The organism is Microbacterium sp. BR1 (assembly GCF_002812725.1).
Lineage (GTDB): Bacteria > Actinomycetota > Actinomycetes > Actinomycetales > Microbacteriaceae > Microbacterium.
Window position 1 is genome coordinate 823,223 of sequence record NZ_NMUN01000004.1, and the last position, 14,325, is coordinate 837,547.

18 protein-coding genes are annotated in these 14,325 nt (G+C 68.0%); 11 read left to right on the forward strand and 7 right to left on the reverse strand.

Features of this window, described 5'->3' with window-relative positions:
• The first annotated feature begins 18 nt into the window (after positions 1-18).
• Positions 19-765, forward strand: coding sequence for a 3'-5' exonuclease (locus CGU35_RS08115; RefSeq protein ID WP_100810994.1), 747 nt, complete (start codon positions 19-21; stop codon positions 763-765).
• Positions 766-798: 33 nt separating this feature from the next.
• Here the strand turns inward: CGU35_RS08115 and CGU35_RS08120 are convergent, their stop codons facing one another.
• On the reverse strand, positions 799-1,611 hold the full coding sequence (locus CGU35_RS08120; protein ID WP_374935761.1) for a class I SAM-dependent methyltransferase: 813 nt from the start codon (positions 1,609-1,611) through the stop codon (positions 799-801).
• A 16-nt stretch (positions 1,612-1,627) separates the two neighbouring features.
• On the opposite strand from CGU35_RS08120, the gene CGU35_RS08125 reads away from it, so the two are divergent.
• Complete coding sequence (locus CGU35_RS08125; RefSeq protein WP_258034411.1) at positions 1,628-2,215, forward strand: MmyB family transcriptional regulator; 588 nt, start codon at positions 1,628-1,630, stop codon at positions 2,213-2,215.
• On the opposite strand, the gene CGU35_RS08130 is transcribed toward CGU35_RS08125, so the two are convergent.
• From CGU35_RS08130 to glgA, 3 genes are all read right to left on the reverse strand, one after another.
• The gene (locus CGU35_RS08130) at positions 2,134-2,382 is read right to left on the reverse strand and encodes a type B 50S ribosomal protein L31 (protein WP_100810996.1); all 249 of its coding nucleotides are present in this window, start codon (positions 2,380-2,382) and stop codon (positions 2,134-2,136) included. The two genes, CGU35_RS08125 and CGU35_RS08130, sit on opposite strands and share 82 nt — an antisense overlap.
• A 103-nt stretch (positions 2,383-2,485) precedes the next feature.
• The gene (locus CGU35_RS08135; RefSeq protein WP_100810997.1) at positions 2,486-3,271 is read right to left on the reverse strand and encodes an ABC transporter ATP-binding protein; all 786 of its coding nucleotides are present in this window, start codon (positions 3,269-3,271) and stop codon (positions 2,486-2,488) included.
• A gap of 73 nt (positions 3,272-3,344) precedes the next feature.
• Positions 3,345-4,532, reverse strand: coding sequence for a glycogen synthase (gene glgA / locus CGU35_RS08140; protein WP_100810998.1), 1,188 nt, complete (start codon positions 4,530-4,532; stop codon positions 3,345-3,347).
• A gap of 46 nt (positions 4,533-4,578) precedes the next feature.
• Between glgA and glgC the strand changes: the two genes are divergently transcribed.
• The 3 genes from glgC to CGU35_RS08155 all read left to right on the forward strand — a co-directional run bounded on the left by glgC (position 4,579) and on the right by CGU35_RS08155 (position 7,304).
• A complete protein-coding gene (glgC, locus tag CGU35_RS08145) occupies positions 4,579-5,823 on the forward strand; it encodes a glucose-1-phosphate adenylyltransferase (RefSeq protein ID WP_100810999.1) in 1,245 nt (414 codons plus the stop codon).
• A gap of 93 nt (positions 5,824-5,916) precedes the next feature.
• Positions 5,917-6,561, forward strand: a complete 645-nt coding sequence (gene serB / locus CGU35_RS08150) for a phosphoserine phosphatase SerB (protein ID WP_181003349.1) — start codon at positions 5,917-5,919, stop codon at positions 6,559-6,561.
• A 47-nt stretch (positions 6,562-6,608) separates the two neighbouring features.
• Positions 6,609-7,304: an alpha/beta fold hydrolase gene (locus tag CGU35_RS08155; RefSeq protein WP_100811000.1), complete on the forward strand. Its 696-nt coding sequence runs from the start codon at positions 6,609-6,611 to the stop codon at positions 7,302-7,304.
• A gap of 21 nt (positions 7,305-7,325) precedes the next feature.
• Here the strand turns inward: CGU35_RS08155 and fabG are convergent, their stop codons facing one another.
• Complete coding sequence (gene fabG / locus CGU35_RS08160) at positions 7,326-8,036, reverse strand: beta-ketoacyl-ACP reductase (RefSeq protein ID WP_100811001.1); 711 nt, start codon at positions 8,034-8,036, stop codon at positions 7,326-7,328.
• 110 nt (positions 8,037-8,146) lie between these two features.
• On the opposite strand from fabG, the gene CGU35_RS08165 reads away from it, so the two are divergent.
• From CGU35_RS08165 to CGU35_RS08180, 4 genes are read left to right on the forward strand one after another with little or no spacing between them, the layout of a single operon-like run.
• Complete coding sequence (locus tag CGU35_RS08165) at positions 8,147-8,581, forward strand: DUF4190 domain-containing protein (protein ID WP_100811002.1); 435 nt, start codon at positions 8,147-8,149, stop codon at positions 8,579-8,581.
• A 41-nt stretch (positions 8,582-8,622) separates the two neighbouring features.
• Positions 8,623-8,988 carry a DUF3099 domain-containing protein gene (locus tag CGU35_RS08170; RefSeq protein WP_100811003.1) on the forward strand — a complete coding sequence of 122 codons (366 nt, stop codon included), beginning with the start codon at positions 8,623-8,625 and terminating at the stop codon, positions 8,986-8,988.
• Positions 8,989-8,993: 5 nt separating this feature from the next.
• Positions 8,994-9,251: a hypothetical protein gene (locus CGU35_RS08175; RefSeq protein WP_100811368.1), complete on the forward strand. Its 258-nt coding sequence runs from the start codon at positions 8,994-8,996 to the stop codon at positions 9,249-9,251.
• Entirely contained in the window at positions 9,251-10,141 is an 891-nt protein-coding gene (locus CGU35_RS08180; protein WP_100811004.1) for an SURF1 family cytochrome oxidase biogenesis protein, read from the forward strand. Before CGU35_RS08175 ends, CGU35_RS08180 begins: the two co-directional genes overlap by 1 nt.
• Positions 10,142-10,144: 3 nt before the next feature.
• Here CGU35_RS08180 and CGU35_RS08185 read toward each other — a convergent pair whose 3' ends face one another.
• Positions 10,145-11,743: an ABC-F family ATP-binding cassette domain-containing protein gene (locus tag CGU35_RS08185; RefSeq protein WP_100811005.1), complete on the reverse strand. Its 1,599-nt coding sequence runs from the start codon at positions 11,741-11,743 to the stop codon at positions 10,145-10,147.
• 191 nt (positions 11,744-11,934) lie between these two features.
• Between CGU35_RS08185 and CGU35_RS08190 the strand changes: the two genes are divergently transcribed.
• Both CGU35_RS08190 and CGU35_RS08195 read left to right on the forward strand, forming a co-directional pair.
• Positions 11,935-12,573, forward strand: a complete 639-nt coding sequence (locus CGU35_RS08190) for a biotin transporter BioY (protein ID WP_100811006.1) — start codon at positions 11,935-11,937, stop codon at positions 12,571-12,573.
• Between the two features lie 162 nt (positions 12,574-12,735).
• On the forward strand, positions 12,736-14,019 hold the full coding sequence (locus tag CGU35_RS08195) for an HNH endonuclease signature motif containing protein (protein WP_157813918.1): 1,284 nt from the start codon (positions 12,736-12,738) through the stop codon (positions 14,017-14,019).
• 59 nt (positions 14,020-14,078) lie between these two features.
• On the opposite strand, the gene CGU35_RS18365 is transcribed toward CGU35_RS08195, so the two are convergent.
• Positions 14,079-14,249, reverse strand: a complete 171-nt coding sequence (locus CGU35_RS18365) for a hypothetical protein (protein WP_181003348.1) — start codon at positions 14,247-14,249, stop codon at positions 14,079-14,081.
• Positions 14,250-14,325 lie beyond the last annotated feature (76 nt).

Genomic DNA, 14,325 nt, shown 5'->3' on the forward strand with positions numbered 1-14,325 from the left:
GGGCCATAGCGTGTTGACATGTCGCAGGTCCTTCCCGAGCCGCTCTTCGGCGACGACTTCTTCGCACCAGAGGTTCCCCGCTGGTCGAACACGCTCGGCGTGTTCGACCTCGAGACGACGGGCGTGGATGTCGAGACCGACCGCATCGTCACCGCCCACGTCGGCGTGCTGGACGCCAGCGGCACCGTCACGCGGCAGCGGTCGTGGATAGCGGATCCCGGAATCGAGATCCCCGAGGGCGCGACCGCCGTGCACGGCATCACGACCGCTTTCGCCCGGGCGAACGGCCTGCCCTCTGAGCAGGTCGTGGCCGAGATCGTCACCGAACTCCGCGCGATCTTCGCCGCCGGTATCCCCGTCGTGGCGTACAACGCGCCGTACGACTTCTCCCTGCTCAAGTACGAGGCCCTGCGCAACGGCATCGAACCGATCCTGGCACCATCGCCCGTGATCGACCCCCTCGTCGTCGACAAGACGTTCGATCGCTACCGGCGCGGCAAGCGCACCCTCGATGCGGTCGCCGCGCACTACGACGTGCTCCTCGAGGCCGCGCACACGGCGGCGGATGACGCCATCGCTGCGGGGCGCGTCGCGCAGGCCATTGCCGCCCGCTACGCCGATCGCCTGCCGCGCACCGAAGACGAACTGCACACGCGCCAGATCTCCTGGGCGCGCGCTCAGGCCGAGAGCCTGACCGAGTACTTCATCAAGGTCGGTCGGCTGGATTCGACCGAGACCCTCGACGGCGCCTGGCCCATCCGCTGACGACGCGGCTTGCGTGGCGGCTCTCAGCCGGCGTCACCGCACGCGGCAGATGATCTCACCATGCGGCACCGAGAACCACCCGTCCTCATCCGATGCCCATTCGCGCCATGCGTCTCTCAGGCTCCGCAGATCCTCCTGGGTCGCGCGTCCTGACGTCGTGATCTGCTGAGCGATCGCCGAGTCGACCATGCGGTCCGCCCACATCCCTCCCCACCACGCGCGCGAGACCGGGTCGGCGTAGCACCAGGTACTCGACGTCGCAACGACATCCCGCAGTCCGGCGGCGTGGGCCCACGACAGAAGGCGGCGCCCGGCGTCCGGTTCACCGCCGTTCGCAAAGGCGATGGATCGGTAGAGATCCAGCCACGTGTTCAGACGTGCGATCCGCGGCCACCAGGTGAACCCGCCGTAGTCGCTGTCGCGTACCGCGACGATCCCGCCCGGCCGCGTGACGCGGGCCATCTCGCGAAGCGCCTGCACAGGGTCGGCGACATGCTGCAGCACTTGATGCGCGTGGGTCACGTCGAAGGTCGCGTCGTCGAACGGAAGCGCATGAATATCAGCGACCCGCAATTCGATGTTCGTCACGCCTCGTGCCGCGACGGTCGAACGTGTCAGCTCCAATCCCTCGGACCCGATCTCCGTCGCGGTGACCTCGGCGACGATCCCCGCGAGATCCACCGTGATCGTCCCCGCGCCCGCGCCGACGTCGAGCAGACGATCCGTGGGCTTCGCGCTCGCTCGAGCACTCCGGCTCACCCCTGACGCCACACAGCATCTCTGCCGCCTGCGCGATGCGAATCCTGCCGACGGTCCCGTTCCGGAGTGAGACGAAGCTCTCCCCAGCGGGCGAACGGCGGCGATCGTCGAGGCCGTGAGACCCAACCCCGCGTACATCTTGGACCGCTTCAGCAACATGATCGCGGCGAACCCCGAAGGGCTCGCTCTCTTCGAAGGCTTCGCCGATCTCGCCCCGAGAGAGCGGAACACCTGTCGGTACCTCATGCTGGACCCCCGAGCCCGTGCCGTCTTCGGCGAATGGGAAGAGATCGCGCGCGGCGCCGTGGCTCACCTTCGCGCAGCGAACGCCGGCACGCTCGAGGACCCGGCCCTGCAGGCCCTCGTCTCGGAGCTGAGCGATGCGAGCCCGGAGTTCCTCGACTGGTGGGGCGAGCACATCGTCGAACGACGTCGCGCCGCGAACACACACCTTCGCGCTGCGGATGGCGGCACGACCGTTCGTCGCTACGAGGTATTGCACCTGCCCGAAGACGGGTTGCGAATGACCCTGTGGCTCCCCCGCGGGGTGATGACCACGACGCGAAAGGCCCCGCCGAAGCGGGGCCTTTCGTCGGTAAGGATCTCGGCTTACTTGCCGAAGCCCTTGAAGCGCTGGTTGAACTTCTCGACGCGTCCGGCCGAGTCCATGATGCGCTGCTTGCCCGTGTAGAACGGGTGCGAAGCGGAGGAGATCTCGACGTCGATGACCGGGTACTCGACGCCGTCGAGTTCGATCCTCTTGTCGCTCGTAACGGTCGAGCGGGTCAGGAAGGTCTCGCCCGATGCGAGGTCGCGGAAGACGACGGCCTGGTAGTCGGGGTGGATAGCAGTCTTCATGGGGTGTTCCTTGCGGCGATTGCGGAAGAAGAAGTCTCTGGTGCGCCGATCCTGCGCTGGCACCAAGGACCGATCTTATCAGAGTTGGTCTGAGCCGGCGGCATCAGCCCGCGGCGCGGGCCGTATACCGACCTTCCTCGAAACGGAGGGTGATCGGCAGACCGAAAGTCTCGGTGAGGTTCTCGGCCGTGAGAGCCTCTTCCAGCGGGCCGGCGGCGACGGCCGAGCCATCCCGCATCAACAGGACGTGGGTGAATCCGACCGGAATCTCTTCGACGTGGTGGGTCACCATGACCATGGCGGGCGTGGTCGGTGCCTGAGCGTAGCCACCGAGCAGGGTGAGCAACTCTTCGCGGGCGCCGAGATCGAGGCTCGCGGTCGGCTCGTCGAGCAGCAGCAGCTCGGGATCGGTCATCACGGCCCGGGCGATCTGCACCCGCTTCTGCTCGCCATCCGAGAGCGTTCCGAACGTGCGGTCGGCCAGGTGATCGAGGTCCCACTCGGCGAGCACGCGCAGGGCGCGGCGCTCGTCGATGTCTTCGTAGTCTTCGCGCCAGCGGCCCATCACGGCGAAAGCGGCGGTCATCACCGCGTCGATCACGCGCTCGTCGGCGGGCATCCGACGGGCCATCGCCGAGGATGCGAATCCGATGCGCGGGCGGAGCTCGAAGACATCCGTCCGCCCGAGGCGCTCCCCCAGCACGTGGACCTCACCGCTGGTGGGGTACATCACGGTGTCGGCGAGCTGCAACAGAGTCGTCTTGCCGGCGCCGTTGGGGCCGAGAACCACCCAACGCTGGTCGTCGTCGACGCTCCAGTTCAGGTGATCGACGATGTCGCGACCGTCTCTGCGTACGACTACATCATGGAACTGCAGGACCCCGGCCATGGCCCCAGCCTATCGGGCCAGCCGCGCACTGTCGGGCAGCGACAACCGGCCCGGCGGCGATACCCGGGACCATCTACCCGGCGATGACGCGCGTGTAGAGGTCATGCGTCTCGGCGGCGATCCGATCCCAGCTGAAGGATGCCGCAGCCCGTTCGCGACCCGCTCGCCCGTAGTCGGCGGCGCGCGCCCGATCGCTGACGACCTCGGTCAGCACGTCGGCGAGATCGCGTACGAAGCGATCGGGGTCGACGGGAGTGCCCGAGCCGTCCTGCACCTGTTCGATCGGCACCAGGCGACCGGTGACGCCGTCCTCGACGACCTCGGGGATACCACCCGTCGCGGTTCCGACGACCGCCGCACCGCAAGCCATTGCCTCGAGGTTGACGATCCCGAGCGGTTCGTACACCGATGGGCATACGAACGTCGTCGCAGCGCTCAGCAGAGCACGAAGCTCACGCCGCGACAGCGTGCGATCGATCCAGACGACGCCACCGCGTTCCTGCTGCAGACCCCGCACGGCCGACTCGACCTCGGCCAGGATCTCAGGCGTGTCGGGCGCACCCGCACACAGCACCAACTGGACCTCAGGCGGGAGCAGCGCGGCAGCACGCAGCAGGTAAGGCAGACCCTTCTGACGCGTGATCCGCCCCACGAAGACGACCGAGGGGCGGCCGGGATCGAGGCCCAGGCTGCATGCGAGATCGGGGTCATCGAGCGGCGCCCACTCGTCGACGTCTATGCCGTTGTAGATGACGTGCACCTTCGCCGGGTCGAGCGCCGGATAGCTCCGCAGGATGTCGGCACGCATACCCCCGCTGACCGCGATCACCGCGGCGGCGGACTCGTAGGCCGTCTTCTCGATCCAGCTGGACACGGCATACCCACCGCCGAGCTGTTCGGCCTTCCACGGACGGAGCGGCTCGAGGCTGTGGGCCGAGACGATGTGCGGAATGCCGTGCAGCAGCGACGCGGTATGGCCGGCGAAGTTGGCGTACCACGTGTGGGAGTGCACGACGTCCGCGCCCGCAACATCCCCGACGATCGCGAGATCGACTCCCATCGTCTGAATGGCAGGGTTCGCCGAGGCCAGTTCACCCGGCACGGAATATGACGTCGTGCCCGGTTCGTCGCGCTCGGCGCCGAAGGCGCGAACGCGCACATCCATGCGCGTTCGAAGGGCTCGAACGAGCTCCGTGACATGCACCCCGGCACCCCCGTATACCTCGGGCGGATATTCCTTGGTGACGATGTCGACGCGCATGCGTGCAACGCTAGTCGCCGCAGGAAGTCGGGCATAGTCTGTCGGCATGGCTACACCGCCGAAGGTATTCGGAATCATCCTCGCGGGCGGCGAGGGCAAGCGATTGATGCCCTTGACGGCGGATCGCGCGAAGCCCGCCGTGCCCTTCGGAGGGCAGTATCGACTGATCGACTTCGCGATCTCGAATCTCGTGAACTCGGGACTGCGCCAACTCGTCGTCTTGACGCAGTACAAGTCGCACAGCCTGGACCGCCACATCTCGCAGACCTGGCGGATGTCGCCGATGCTCGACTCGTACGTGACCTCCGTTCCCGCACAGCAGCGCCTGGGCAAACGGTGGTTCTCGGGGTCGGCCGACGCCATCCTGCAGAGCCTCAACCTCATCAACGACGAGAAGCCCGACATCGTCTTCGTGATCGGCGCCGATCACGTGTACCGGATGGATTTCCGTCAGATGCTCGACGCGCACATCGAGTCCGGCGCCCGGGCGACGGTCGCCGGAATCCGCCAGCCGATCGCGCTCGCCAACCAGTTCGGTGTCATCGACGTCGACAAGGCCGACCCGACGCGCATCCGGGACTTCCTCGAGAAGCCCCAGAACCCCGAGGGTCTCTCCGACGCGCCCCACGAGGTGCTCGCCTCGATGGGCAACTACATCTTCGACGCGGATGCCCTGATCGAGGCCGTCGAGGCGGATGGCGAGCTGACGACGTCGAACCACGACATGGGCGGCGACATCGTGCCCTACTTCGTGGGCCGCGGCGAGGCCGGCGTCTACGACATGAAGCGCAACGACGTGCCCGGCTCGACCGATCGCGACCGCGCCTACTGGCGGGACGTCGGGACGATCGATTCGTTCTTCGACGCGCACATGGATCTGATCTCGACGCTGCCGATCTTCAACCTCTACAACACGGACTGGCCGATCCACTCGCAGACGGTCAATTCCCCGCCGGCGAAGTTCGTACGCGACTCGGTCGGACGCATCGGCAACGCGATCGACTCCATCCTGTCGCTCGGTTCCGTGCTCTCGGGCACTCACCTCGAGCGGAGCGTCGTCGGACCCTGGGCACTCGCGGGCGGTGGCTCGACGATCACCGACTCGGTGCTCTTCGACTACGTCCGCGTGGGTTCGGGCGCACGCATCCATCGCGCGATCCTCGACAAGAACGTCGAGCTCGCCCCCGGCGCCACCGTCGGGGTGGATCGCGAGCGGGACCTTGCGCGCGGGTTCACGGTGACCGATTCGGGATTGACGGTCGTCGGCAAGAACGTCCGCGTCGACGCGTGATCTGGGATGCCCGTGACCGGCACCCGCTCGACCGGGCCCGCGCCCGACCTCGCGCTGCCGAGCGGTGCGCGCTGGCCGCGCTAACCTCGTGAGGTGAGTTCAGACGTCACCCGCCTGCTCGTCGTCCTGGACGCCGATTCCACGCTGATCCGCAACGAGGTCATCGAATTGCTCGCCGACGAGGCGGGCCGCGGGCCCGAGGTCGCCGCCGCAACCGAAGCAGCGATGCGGGGCGAGGTGGACTTCGCCGAGAGCCTGCGGTCGCGTGTCCATGCGCTGGCTGGGGTGCCGGTTTCGGCGTTCTCCCGCGTGATCTCGCGTATCGAACCGACTCCCGGCGTACGCGAGCTGATCGAGACCGTACACGCCCTCGGCGGCCTGGTGGGCGTCGTGTCGGGTGGCTTCCACGAGATCCTCGACACCGTGGCGCCTGCCCTGGGCGTCGACATGTGGCGCGCCAATCGCCTCGTGCAGGCGGATGACATGCTGACCGGCACGATCGATGGACCCATCGTCGACGGCGCGGCGAAGGCGGCCGGTCTACGCGAGTGGGCCGCCGAACACCAGGTGCCGCTCACGCGCACGGTCGCCATCGGCGACGGCGCCAACGACCTGGCGATGCTCGCCACCGCCGGGCTGGGGCTGGCCTTCAACGCCAAGCCCGCGGTCCGCGCCGCGGCGCCGCTGGTGATCGGGCGCGTCGACCTGCGCGAGGTCATTCCCCTCCTGCCGCGATAGGCGGAACCTGCTCGCGCCGTGCCGGCACCACGGCGTAGCGTCGCGGCATGGACATCATCCTCGTACCCGGTCTCTGGCTCGATGCGTCCTCCTGGGACGACGTCGTTCCCGCCCTGCGTGAGGCTGGCCACCGAACCCACGCGCTCACCATGCCCGGCACCGGGTCCCCCGGAACCGAATCCGCCGACATCGGCATCGCCGACTGGGTCGCGGCGGTCGTCGCCCGGATCGACGCGCTACCCGGAGAAGTCGTGCTCGTCGGTCACAGCGGCGGAGGCAACGTCGCCTACGGCGCTCTCGACGCCCGACCGGATCGCGTCGCGCACCTCGTGCTCGTCGACACCGTACCGCCACCGGATGGCTCGATCATCTCGGAGTTCGAGGTGGTGGATGGTGTCATCCCCTTCCCCGGATGGGACACCTTCGACGAACCCGATGTCGCCGACATCGACGAGGCCACGCGGCAGGTCTGGGCCGCACGTGCCCTGCCGGTGCCGCGGGGCGTGCCGATGGATCCGATCCATCTGCACGATCCTCGCCGCCGCGCGCGGCCGATGACCGTGCTGAGCGGCGCGAACGACGAGGCCACCCTGCGCGCGATGCTCGAGCAATGGCCGGAGTGGGGCGCCGAATTCAACGCGATCGAGGACGTGCGCGTCGTCCACCTCGGCACCGGGCACTGGCCGCAGGTGACGCAGCCGGCTGCTCTGGGTCAGGCGATCCTCGACTCCATCACACGCTGATCGCGTCGACCGAACCGAGCGTCAGTGGCCCATCCCGAGACCACCGTCGACGGGAATGACCGCACCCGAGATGTAGGCCGCATCGTCGGAGGCGAGCCAGGCGACGACACCGGCGACCTCGTCGGGGGTGGCGAAGCGGCCCGCCGGGATGCTGCGTTTGTACTCGGCCTGCGTCTCATCGGGAAGCGCCGCCGTCATGTCGGTTTCGATGAACCCCGGGGCGACGACATTCGCGGTGATTCCCCGGCCGCCGAGTTCGCGCGTGAGCGAGCGGGCGAAACCGACGAGTCCGCTCTTCGACGAGGCGTAGTTGACCTGCCCGGCAGATCCATAGAGTCCGACGACGCTCGAGATCAGGATGACCCGACCCCAGCGCGCGCGCAGCATGCCCTTCGACGCCCGCTTGACGACACGGAACGCGCCGCCCAGGTTCGTCGAGACGACCGAGTCGAAATCGTCCTCCGACATCCGCATGAGCAGCGTGTCCTTGGTGATGCCCGCGTTCGCCACAACCACCTCGACGGGACCGAGCTGTGCCTCCACCTCCGTGAACGCGGCATCCACCGAGGCCGCGTCGGTGACGTCGGCGCGAACCGTGAGAGTCCCTTCCGGCCCCTCGCCCGATCGGGCCGTCACAGCGACGCGATGGCCTTCGGCGACGAATCGCTCGGCTATGGCGCGACCGATTCCGCGGTTTCCGCCGGTGACGAGGACGACACGTTCGGTGGTCATGGCACTCCTGAGGGTCGGGATGAGACCGCTCCACCCTACCCACCGCTCGTCGCGTTGACATGCGGGCGGCACCGCTGAGAGTCTGAGCACTACCGACGAGAGGCTTTCCCATGACTTCCACCCCGCCCGCAGGCGAACCCGGCAACTATCCCCCCGCGCCCCCCGCGTCGCAGGGCTACCCGCCCGCACCCCCGGTCTCGCAGGGGTACCCGGCCGCTCCCCCGGCCGGCGGATACCCGGCCGCCCCGGGTTATGGTGCGTACCCGCCCGCCGCGAAGACCAACACGCTCGCGATCGTCTCTCTCGTGAGCGCAATCGTCGGGTTCGTCCTGATTCCGTTCATCGCGTCGATCGTCGCGGTGATCACCGGTCACATGTCGCTCAACCAGCTCAAGCAGTCCGGAGAGCAGGGACGCGGCCTCGCGCTCGCGGGCACGATCATCGGCTGGGTCGGCATCGGACTTACGGTCCTGAGCGTCATCGCGCTGCTGGCGTTCCTGCCGTTCTTCCTGACGGCGATCGAGTACTCCTCCAGCGTGTCCTGAACGGGCATGGCACGCTTTCAGCGGCGTACGCTGGAAGCACCGTGAAGAAACCCGCCGCGTCCCTGTCCTCGACCTCTCTGCCGCGCGCTCCGCGCGACGAGGCGGCCGCACGGGTGCGGCGGTACATGTGGACGATGGCGATCCGCATCTCGTGCTTCGTGCTCATGGCCGTCGTCACCCCCTACGGCTGGTACACGTGGGTCTTCGCCGCGGGCGCGATCTTCCTGCCGTACATCGCCGTGATCGTTGCGAACGTCGGCTTCGACACGAGCCCACGGGCGGAACCCGTGCAGCGGATGCTGCCGGCTCCGGTTCCCCCCGCCGCCGCGGCCGGATCCGCGCCCGCCGAAACGACACCGGGCGTGATCCGTCTCACCGAAACTCCTCGTCCCGAGGACACGAACTGATGTCGATGCTGGGCGGTGGGCTCGAGCCCGGCTCTGATCCCTGCTCGCGCGCCGGTTGCCGAACCGAAGCCTCGTGGCAGGTCATCTGGCGCAACCCGCGCATCCACGCGCCCGACCGCCGCAAGATCTGGCTCGCATGCGACGAGCACGCCGAATACCTGCGCGACTATCTGGCCGCGCGCGACTTCCCCGTCGAGCTCTCCCCGTTCCCCGCGGATGCAGAGCACGCGCCAAGCTCGCCCGTTTCCATCGAGGGCCCGTGATGGCACAGAACCGCAGCATGCAGAACCTGCCTCGCGCGGGCCGCTGGGCCATCTATGTCGCTCTCGCGGTCGTTTTCGCGATCGCGTGCGCATTCCTGTCGAACTGGCAGTTCTCGCGCAATCAAGAGCGCTCCGCCGATCTGGCGCTGATCGAGTCCAACTACGACGCCGAGCCGGTGCCGGTGGCATCCGTGCTCTCCGGCACGACCGAGTTCGACCCCGGCACCGAGTGGTTGCCGGTCCTGCTCCAGGGACGGTACCTGCCCGACGAGCAGCTCCTCGCGCGAAACCGACCGCACGGCGGGACGAGCGCGTTCGAGGTGCTGACGCCATTGCGGCTCGAGGACGGACGCATCTTCATCGTGAACCGGGGCTGGGTTCCGCCGGCTTCCGACAGCTCGGATCCCGCGGTCGTGCCCGCACCCCCGTCCGGTGAGGTCAGCGTGACCGTGCGTCTGCGTCCGGGCGAGCCGACGCCTGCGTCCGGTCGTGGTGCGCCGGAGGGGCAGGTGCCCGTGATCGACCTCCCCGCGATCGCCGAGCAGACCGGGGGCGAGACGATTACCGCCGCCTACGGTCTGATGATCTCCGAGGACCCCGCACCGGCCGAACGGCCGACGCCACTCACTTCGCCGACCGAGGATCCCGGGCCTTACCTGTCGTACGCGATCCAGTGGATCCTCTTCGCCATCATGGGCTTCATCTTCATCGGGTATGTGATCAAGACCGAGATCGCGCAGCGTCGCGAAGACCGCGCGGATATCGCGCGTGAGGATGCGGAACCGGATGCATCCGCTCCCCCGTCGCCCCGGACCCCGCGCGCTCCCGCCCGGCGACGCGACGCCGATTCCGATGCCGAGGACGCGATTCTCGACTCGGCCTCGCGCTGAGCGTCAGGCGAGCGAGACGAGGTCCGCGTATTCGCGGTTCCAGATGTCCTCGACCCCGTCGGGCAGGATCAGCACACGTTCGGGGTTGAGCGCCTCGACCGCTCCCTCGTCGTGCGACACGAGCACGACCGCGCCCTCGTAGTGCGAGAGGGCGCCGAGGATCTCTTCGCGCGAGGCGGGATCGAGGTTGTTCGTGGGCTCATCGAGCAGCAGCATGTTCGCGGATGAGACGACGAGCGTCGCGAGAGACAGGCGTGTCTTCTCACCACCCGACAGCACCCCCGCGGGCTTCAACACGTCGTCACCGGTGAAGAGGAAGGATCCGAGCACCTTGCGCGCCTCGGTCGCGGTGATGTCGGGCGCCGCCGACATCATGTTCTCGAGCACCGAACGGTTCACGTCGAGATTCTCGTGCTCCTGGGCGTAGTAGCCGATCTTCAGCCCGTGGCCGGGCTCCAGCTGTCCCGTGTCGGGCTTGTCGACACCCGCGAGAATTCGCAGCAGCGTGGTCTTGCCCGCGCCGTTGAAGCCGAGGATGACGACCTTGGACCCTCTGTCGATGGCCAGATCGACATCCGTGAAGATCTCGAGCGAACCGTACGACTTGGAGAGCCCGGATGCCATGAGCGGCGTCTTGCCGCACGGCGCGGGTTTCGGGAAGCGGAGTTTCGCGACGCGCTCGACCTGACGGACCTCGTCGAGGCCGGACAGCATCTTCTCGGCACGGGCGACCATCTGATGCGCAGCCGCGGCCTTGGAGGCCTTCGCACCGAAGCGCGCGGCCTGGAGCTGCAGGGCCGTCGCCTTCTTCTCGACGTTGACGCGCTCCTTCTTGCGGCGCTCTTCGTCGGCCACCCGCTGGCGCAGGTAGTTCTTCCAGTTCATGTTGTAGACGTCGATGACCTGGCGGTTCGCGTCCAGGTAGAAGACTCGGTTGACGGTCTCGCCCACGAGCTCGACGTCGTGGCTGATCACGATCAGCCCGCCCTTGTAGTTCTTGAGGAACTCGCGCAACCACACCACGCTGTCGGCGTCGAGGTGGTTCGTCGGCTCGTCGAGGATCATCGATTCGGCATCCGAGAACAGGATGCGCGCGAGCTCGATGCGGCGACGCTGACCGCCTGACAGGGTGCGCAGCGGCTGGTCGAGAATCCGGTCCGGCAGCGAGAGATTGTGCGAGATCGTCGCGGCTTCGGCCTCGGCCGTGTAGCCACCGAGAGCCTCGAAACGTTCGGTGAGCTGGCCGTACGTCTTCATCGCTCGGGCCGAGACATCCGGATCCTCGTCCGCCATCGCGAGCGTGGCTTCGTGCATGCCGATCGCGAGCGTGCCGAGGCCGCGGGCATCGAGGATGCGGGTGCGGGCGAGCATGTCGGGATCACCCGAGCGCGGGTCCTGCGGCAGATACCCGAGTTCGCCCGTCGACTCGACGCGTCCGTCCGCGGGCGGGAGATCGCCCGCGAGAACCTTGGTCAGCGTCGTCTTGCCCGCCCCGTTACGTCCCACGAGCCCGACTTTGTCGCCCGGAGAGACGCGGAAGGTGACGCCCGACATGAGGATTCGGGCGCCCACGCGGATCTCGAGATCGTGCACGGCGAGCACAGCGGATGTCCGTTCCGTCGGTGGGGTGGGTACAAAGGGGGCAGAGGTGCCAGCCCCCTAGTATAAGTCGGGAGCGCGCACCCATCGCGATCGAGCACCACCGCCCAGACGACGAGAGTCACTGTCGCCCCGACGCGCCGTCGTCCTGTCGTTCCGTTGCACCCTGTCGTTCCGTTGCATAAGGAGTCCTCATGACCGCCGTCGCCCCCGCCGCTGGATCTCGCCGCGTCCTCGCCGACATCATCTCCCGTCCCTCGACCCGTGCGCGGGCATTCACGATGGACGCGGCCCTGGTATTGGCCGGCGTCGCCGTCGTCGCGCTGCTCGCGAAGGTGTCGTTCTACATCGGCCCGGTGCCGATAACGGGCCAGACGCTCGGAGTCATCCTGGTGGGCGCCGCCCTGGGCGCCCGGCGCGGTGCCGTGAGCTTGACGTCGTACATGCTGCTCGGCCTCGCGGGCCTGCCGATCTTCGCCGGGCCGATCGCGGGTCCCGCCTACGTGCTGGCTCCCTCGTTCGGGTTCATCGTCGGCTTCATCCCGGCGGCATTCGTCGCGGGATGGTTCGCTCAGCGCGCGTGGGACCGTCGTCCGGTCCTCGCATTCGTGGGATTCGTGGCGGCGAGCATCATCCCGTTCCTGATCGGTGTGCCGTACATGGCACTCATCCTGGCGACCGTCCTCGGTGCCGACGTGTCCGTCGGTTCGATCATGGGCGCGGGAGTGCTGCCGTTCATCGTGCCCGGCCTGATCAAGGCGGCCTTCGCCGCGCTGCTGGTTCCCGCCGCGTGGATGCTCGTGCGCGCCGCGGATCGTCGCACGCGCGGCTGACGGCCCGTCCTCGCTGCCGGGCCACCGTGTGCTCCGAGTGTTCGGAGACACGGCCGGGCGTGTCTGAGCATGTGAAGACTCTCATCTTTCGCGCTCGGTTTTGGCGTGATTTCGGTGCTTTTCGGGCGTTGGATGTCGGTGGTCGTCCGTAGAGTTTCGAACATGCATTCGAACATACGTGTCGCGTCCGGTGACGATGTCGATGTTGCCGCGCGTGATCTCGCGGTGCGGTTCGCAGAGGCGTCGCGGGCGGTGGCGCGGGCGCAGGCCGCGCAGGCGCGGGTGTTGGCGGATGCGGCCGGCCTCGGGATGCGCCGTGTTGCCGAGCTGGTGTCGGTCTCGTCGCGTGAGGCGGAGTTGCCGGTGCGGGCGTTGGCGGCGGAGTTGGGTGTCGCGGCGAACATGTCCGACCGGACGGTGCAACGCCGCATGAACGACGCCGCGACCCTTGCCGAGGCGTTTCCCGCGACGTTCGACGCGTGGGACGAAGGCCGTATCGGTGCGGGGCATGTTGCGGTGATCATGGAACACGGACTGCCGCTCACGGATGCCGAAGCGCGGGCCGTGTTCGAGCGCGAGGCGTTGGTCCGGGCGGAGGGAACCACGCCCGGCCGTTTGGGGTCTGCGTTGGCGCGGCTCGCGGAATCGTTGCAGCCGAGGACGTTGACGGAGCGTCACCGGGAGGCGCGTGCGTCGCGGGGTGCGTGTGTGCGGGACCTCGGGGACGGGATGGCGGAGTTCAGCACCATCCAACCCGCCGTGCTGGCGCATGCGATGCACGACCGGATCACACAACAAGCGCGGGCGATCAAGAACGCCGACCCGACCGACGCCCGGACCCTGGATCAGATCCGTGCGGACCTCGTCGCGGACATGCTGCTCACCACCACACCGACCGTCGAAACCGGGCCCGGGATGTCGGACGGGTTCGGTGGGCTGGGGGCGATCCGGGGGATCGTGAACGTCACCGTCCCCGCCCTCGCTCTGGCCGGGGTGACCGATGAACCCGCCGAGCTCGCCGGGCGGTGCCCGATCGACCCCGCCACCGCCCGCCAGCTCGCGGGACACGCGACGGGGTGGGAACGGGTCCTCGCCGACCCGATCACCGGATGCGTTCTCGCCGTCGACCGATACACACCGTCGGCGGACATGAAACGGTTCCTGCGCGCACGGGATCGGCACTGCCGGTTCCCCGGGTGCCGGCAACCCGCACACCGATGCGACCGCGACCACACCCACGACTACGCATTGGGTGGCCCCACGGATGCCTGCAACCTCGCCTGCCTCTGCAAGAGACACCACACCCTGAAAGGCGAAACAGGCTGGACCGTCCGACAACTCGGCGGCGGAATCCTCGAATGGACCTCCCCGGGCGGCCACGTCTACATCGACAAACCACCACCCGCCGTCCACTTCACCCCCAACACCGACCCACCACCCTTCTGAGAAGGGGATGTTCGACCGCGGACCCGTCCCGGCCCGAAGTTCCGTGTCGGCGCCACGTCCTAGCAGTCCGCGAGACGAAGCGCCCTCTCTGTGAAGTAACCGACCTCGCCGGTTGCGTCTTCGACCCCGATGACGAATTGGCCGGAAGGGGTAGCCCGAACATCGACGACTGTGCCGCGTCCCCGGGTGGTGAGCACGTCGGCTCCTGGCGTGCGAATCGTCTTGCTCATGCTCCGATTATTCGGGTTTCCAACGACCGACCGCCTCCCCCCTGAGACGGATACGAGCCGGAACTCGCGCGCACCC

Excerpts from the sequence above, each read along its gene's own strand:
- CGU35_RS08115 (WP_100810994.1), top strand. The coding sequence starts at position 19 with ATGTCGCAGGTCCTTCCCGAGCCGCTCTTCGGCGACGACTTCTTCGCA.
- CGU35_RS08130 (WP_100810996.1), bottom strand. The coding sequence starts at position 2,382 with ATGAAGACTGCTATCCACCCCGACTACCAGGCCGTCGTCTTCCGCGAC.
- CGU35_RS08135 (WP_100810997.1), bottom strand. The coding sequence starts at position 3,271 with ATGGCCGGGGTCCTGCAGTTCCATGATGTAGTCGTACGCAGAGACGGT.
- glgA (WP_100810998.1), bottom strand. The coding sequence starts at position 4,532 with ATGCGCGTCGACATCGTCACCAAGGAATATCCGCCCGAGGTATACGGG.
- glgC (WP_100810999.1), top strand. The coding sequence starts at position 4,579 with ATGGCTACACCGCCGAAGGTATTCGGAATCATCCTCGCGGGCGGCGAG.
- CGU35_RS08155 (WP_100811000.1), top strand. The coding sequence starts at position 6,609 with ATGGACATCATCCTCGTACCCGGTCTCTGGCTCGATGCGTCCTCCTGG.
- fabG (WP_100811001.1), bottom strand. The coding sequence starts at position 8,036 with ATGACCACCGAACGTGTCGTCCTCGTCACCGGCGGAAACCGCGGAATC.
- CGU35_RS08165 (WP_100811002.1), top strand. The coding sequence starts at position 8,147 with ATGACTTCCACCCCGCCCGCAGGCGAACCCGGCAACTATCCCCCCGCG.
- CGU35_RS08175 (WP_100811368.1), top strand. The coding sequence starts at position 8,994 with ATGCTGGGCGGTGGGCTCGAGCCCGGCTCTGATCCCTGCTCGCGCGCC.
- CGU35_RS08180 (WP_100811004.1), top strand. The coding sequence starts at position 9,251 with ATGGCACAGAACCGCAGCATGCAGAACCTGCCTCGCGCGGGCCGCTGG.
- CGU35_RS08190 (WP_100811006.1), top strand. The coding sequence starts at position 11,935 with ATGACCGCCGTCGCCCCCGCCGCTGGATCTCGCCGCGTCCTCGCCGAC.
- CGU35_RS08195 (WP_157813918.1), top strand. The coding sequence starts at position 12,736 with ATGCATTCGAACATACGTGTCGCGTCCGGTGACGATGTCGATGTTGCC.
- CGU35_RS18365 (WP_181003348.1), bottom strand. The coding sequence starts at position 14,249 with ATGAGCAAGACGATTCGCACGCCAGGAGCCGACGTGCTCACCACCCGG.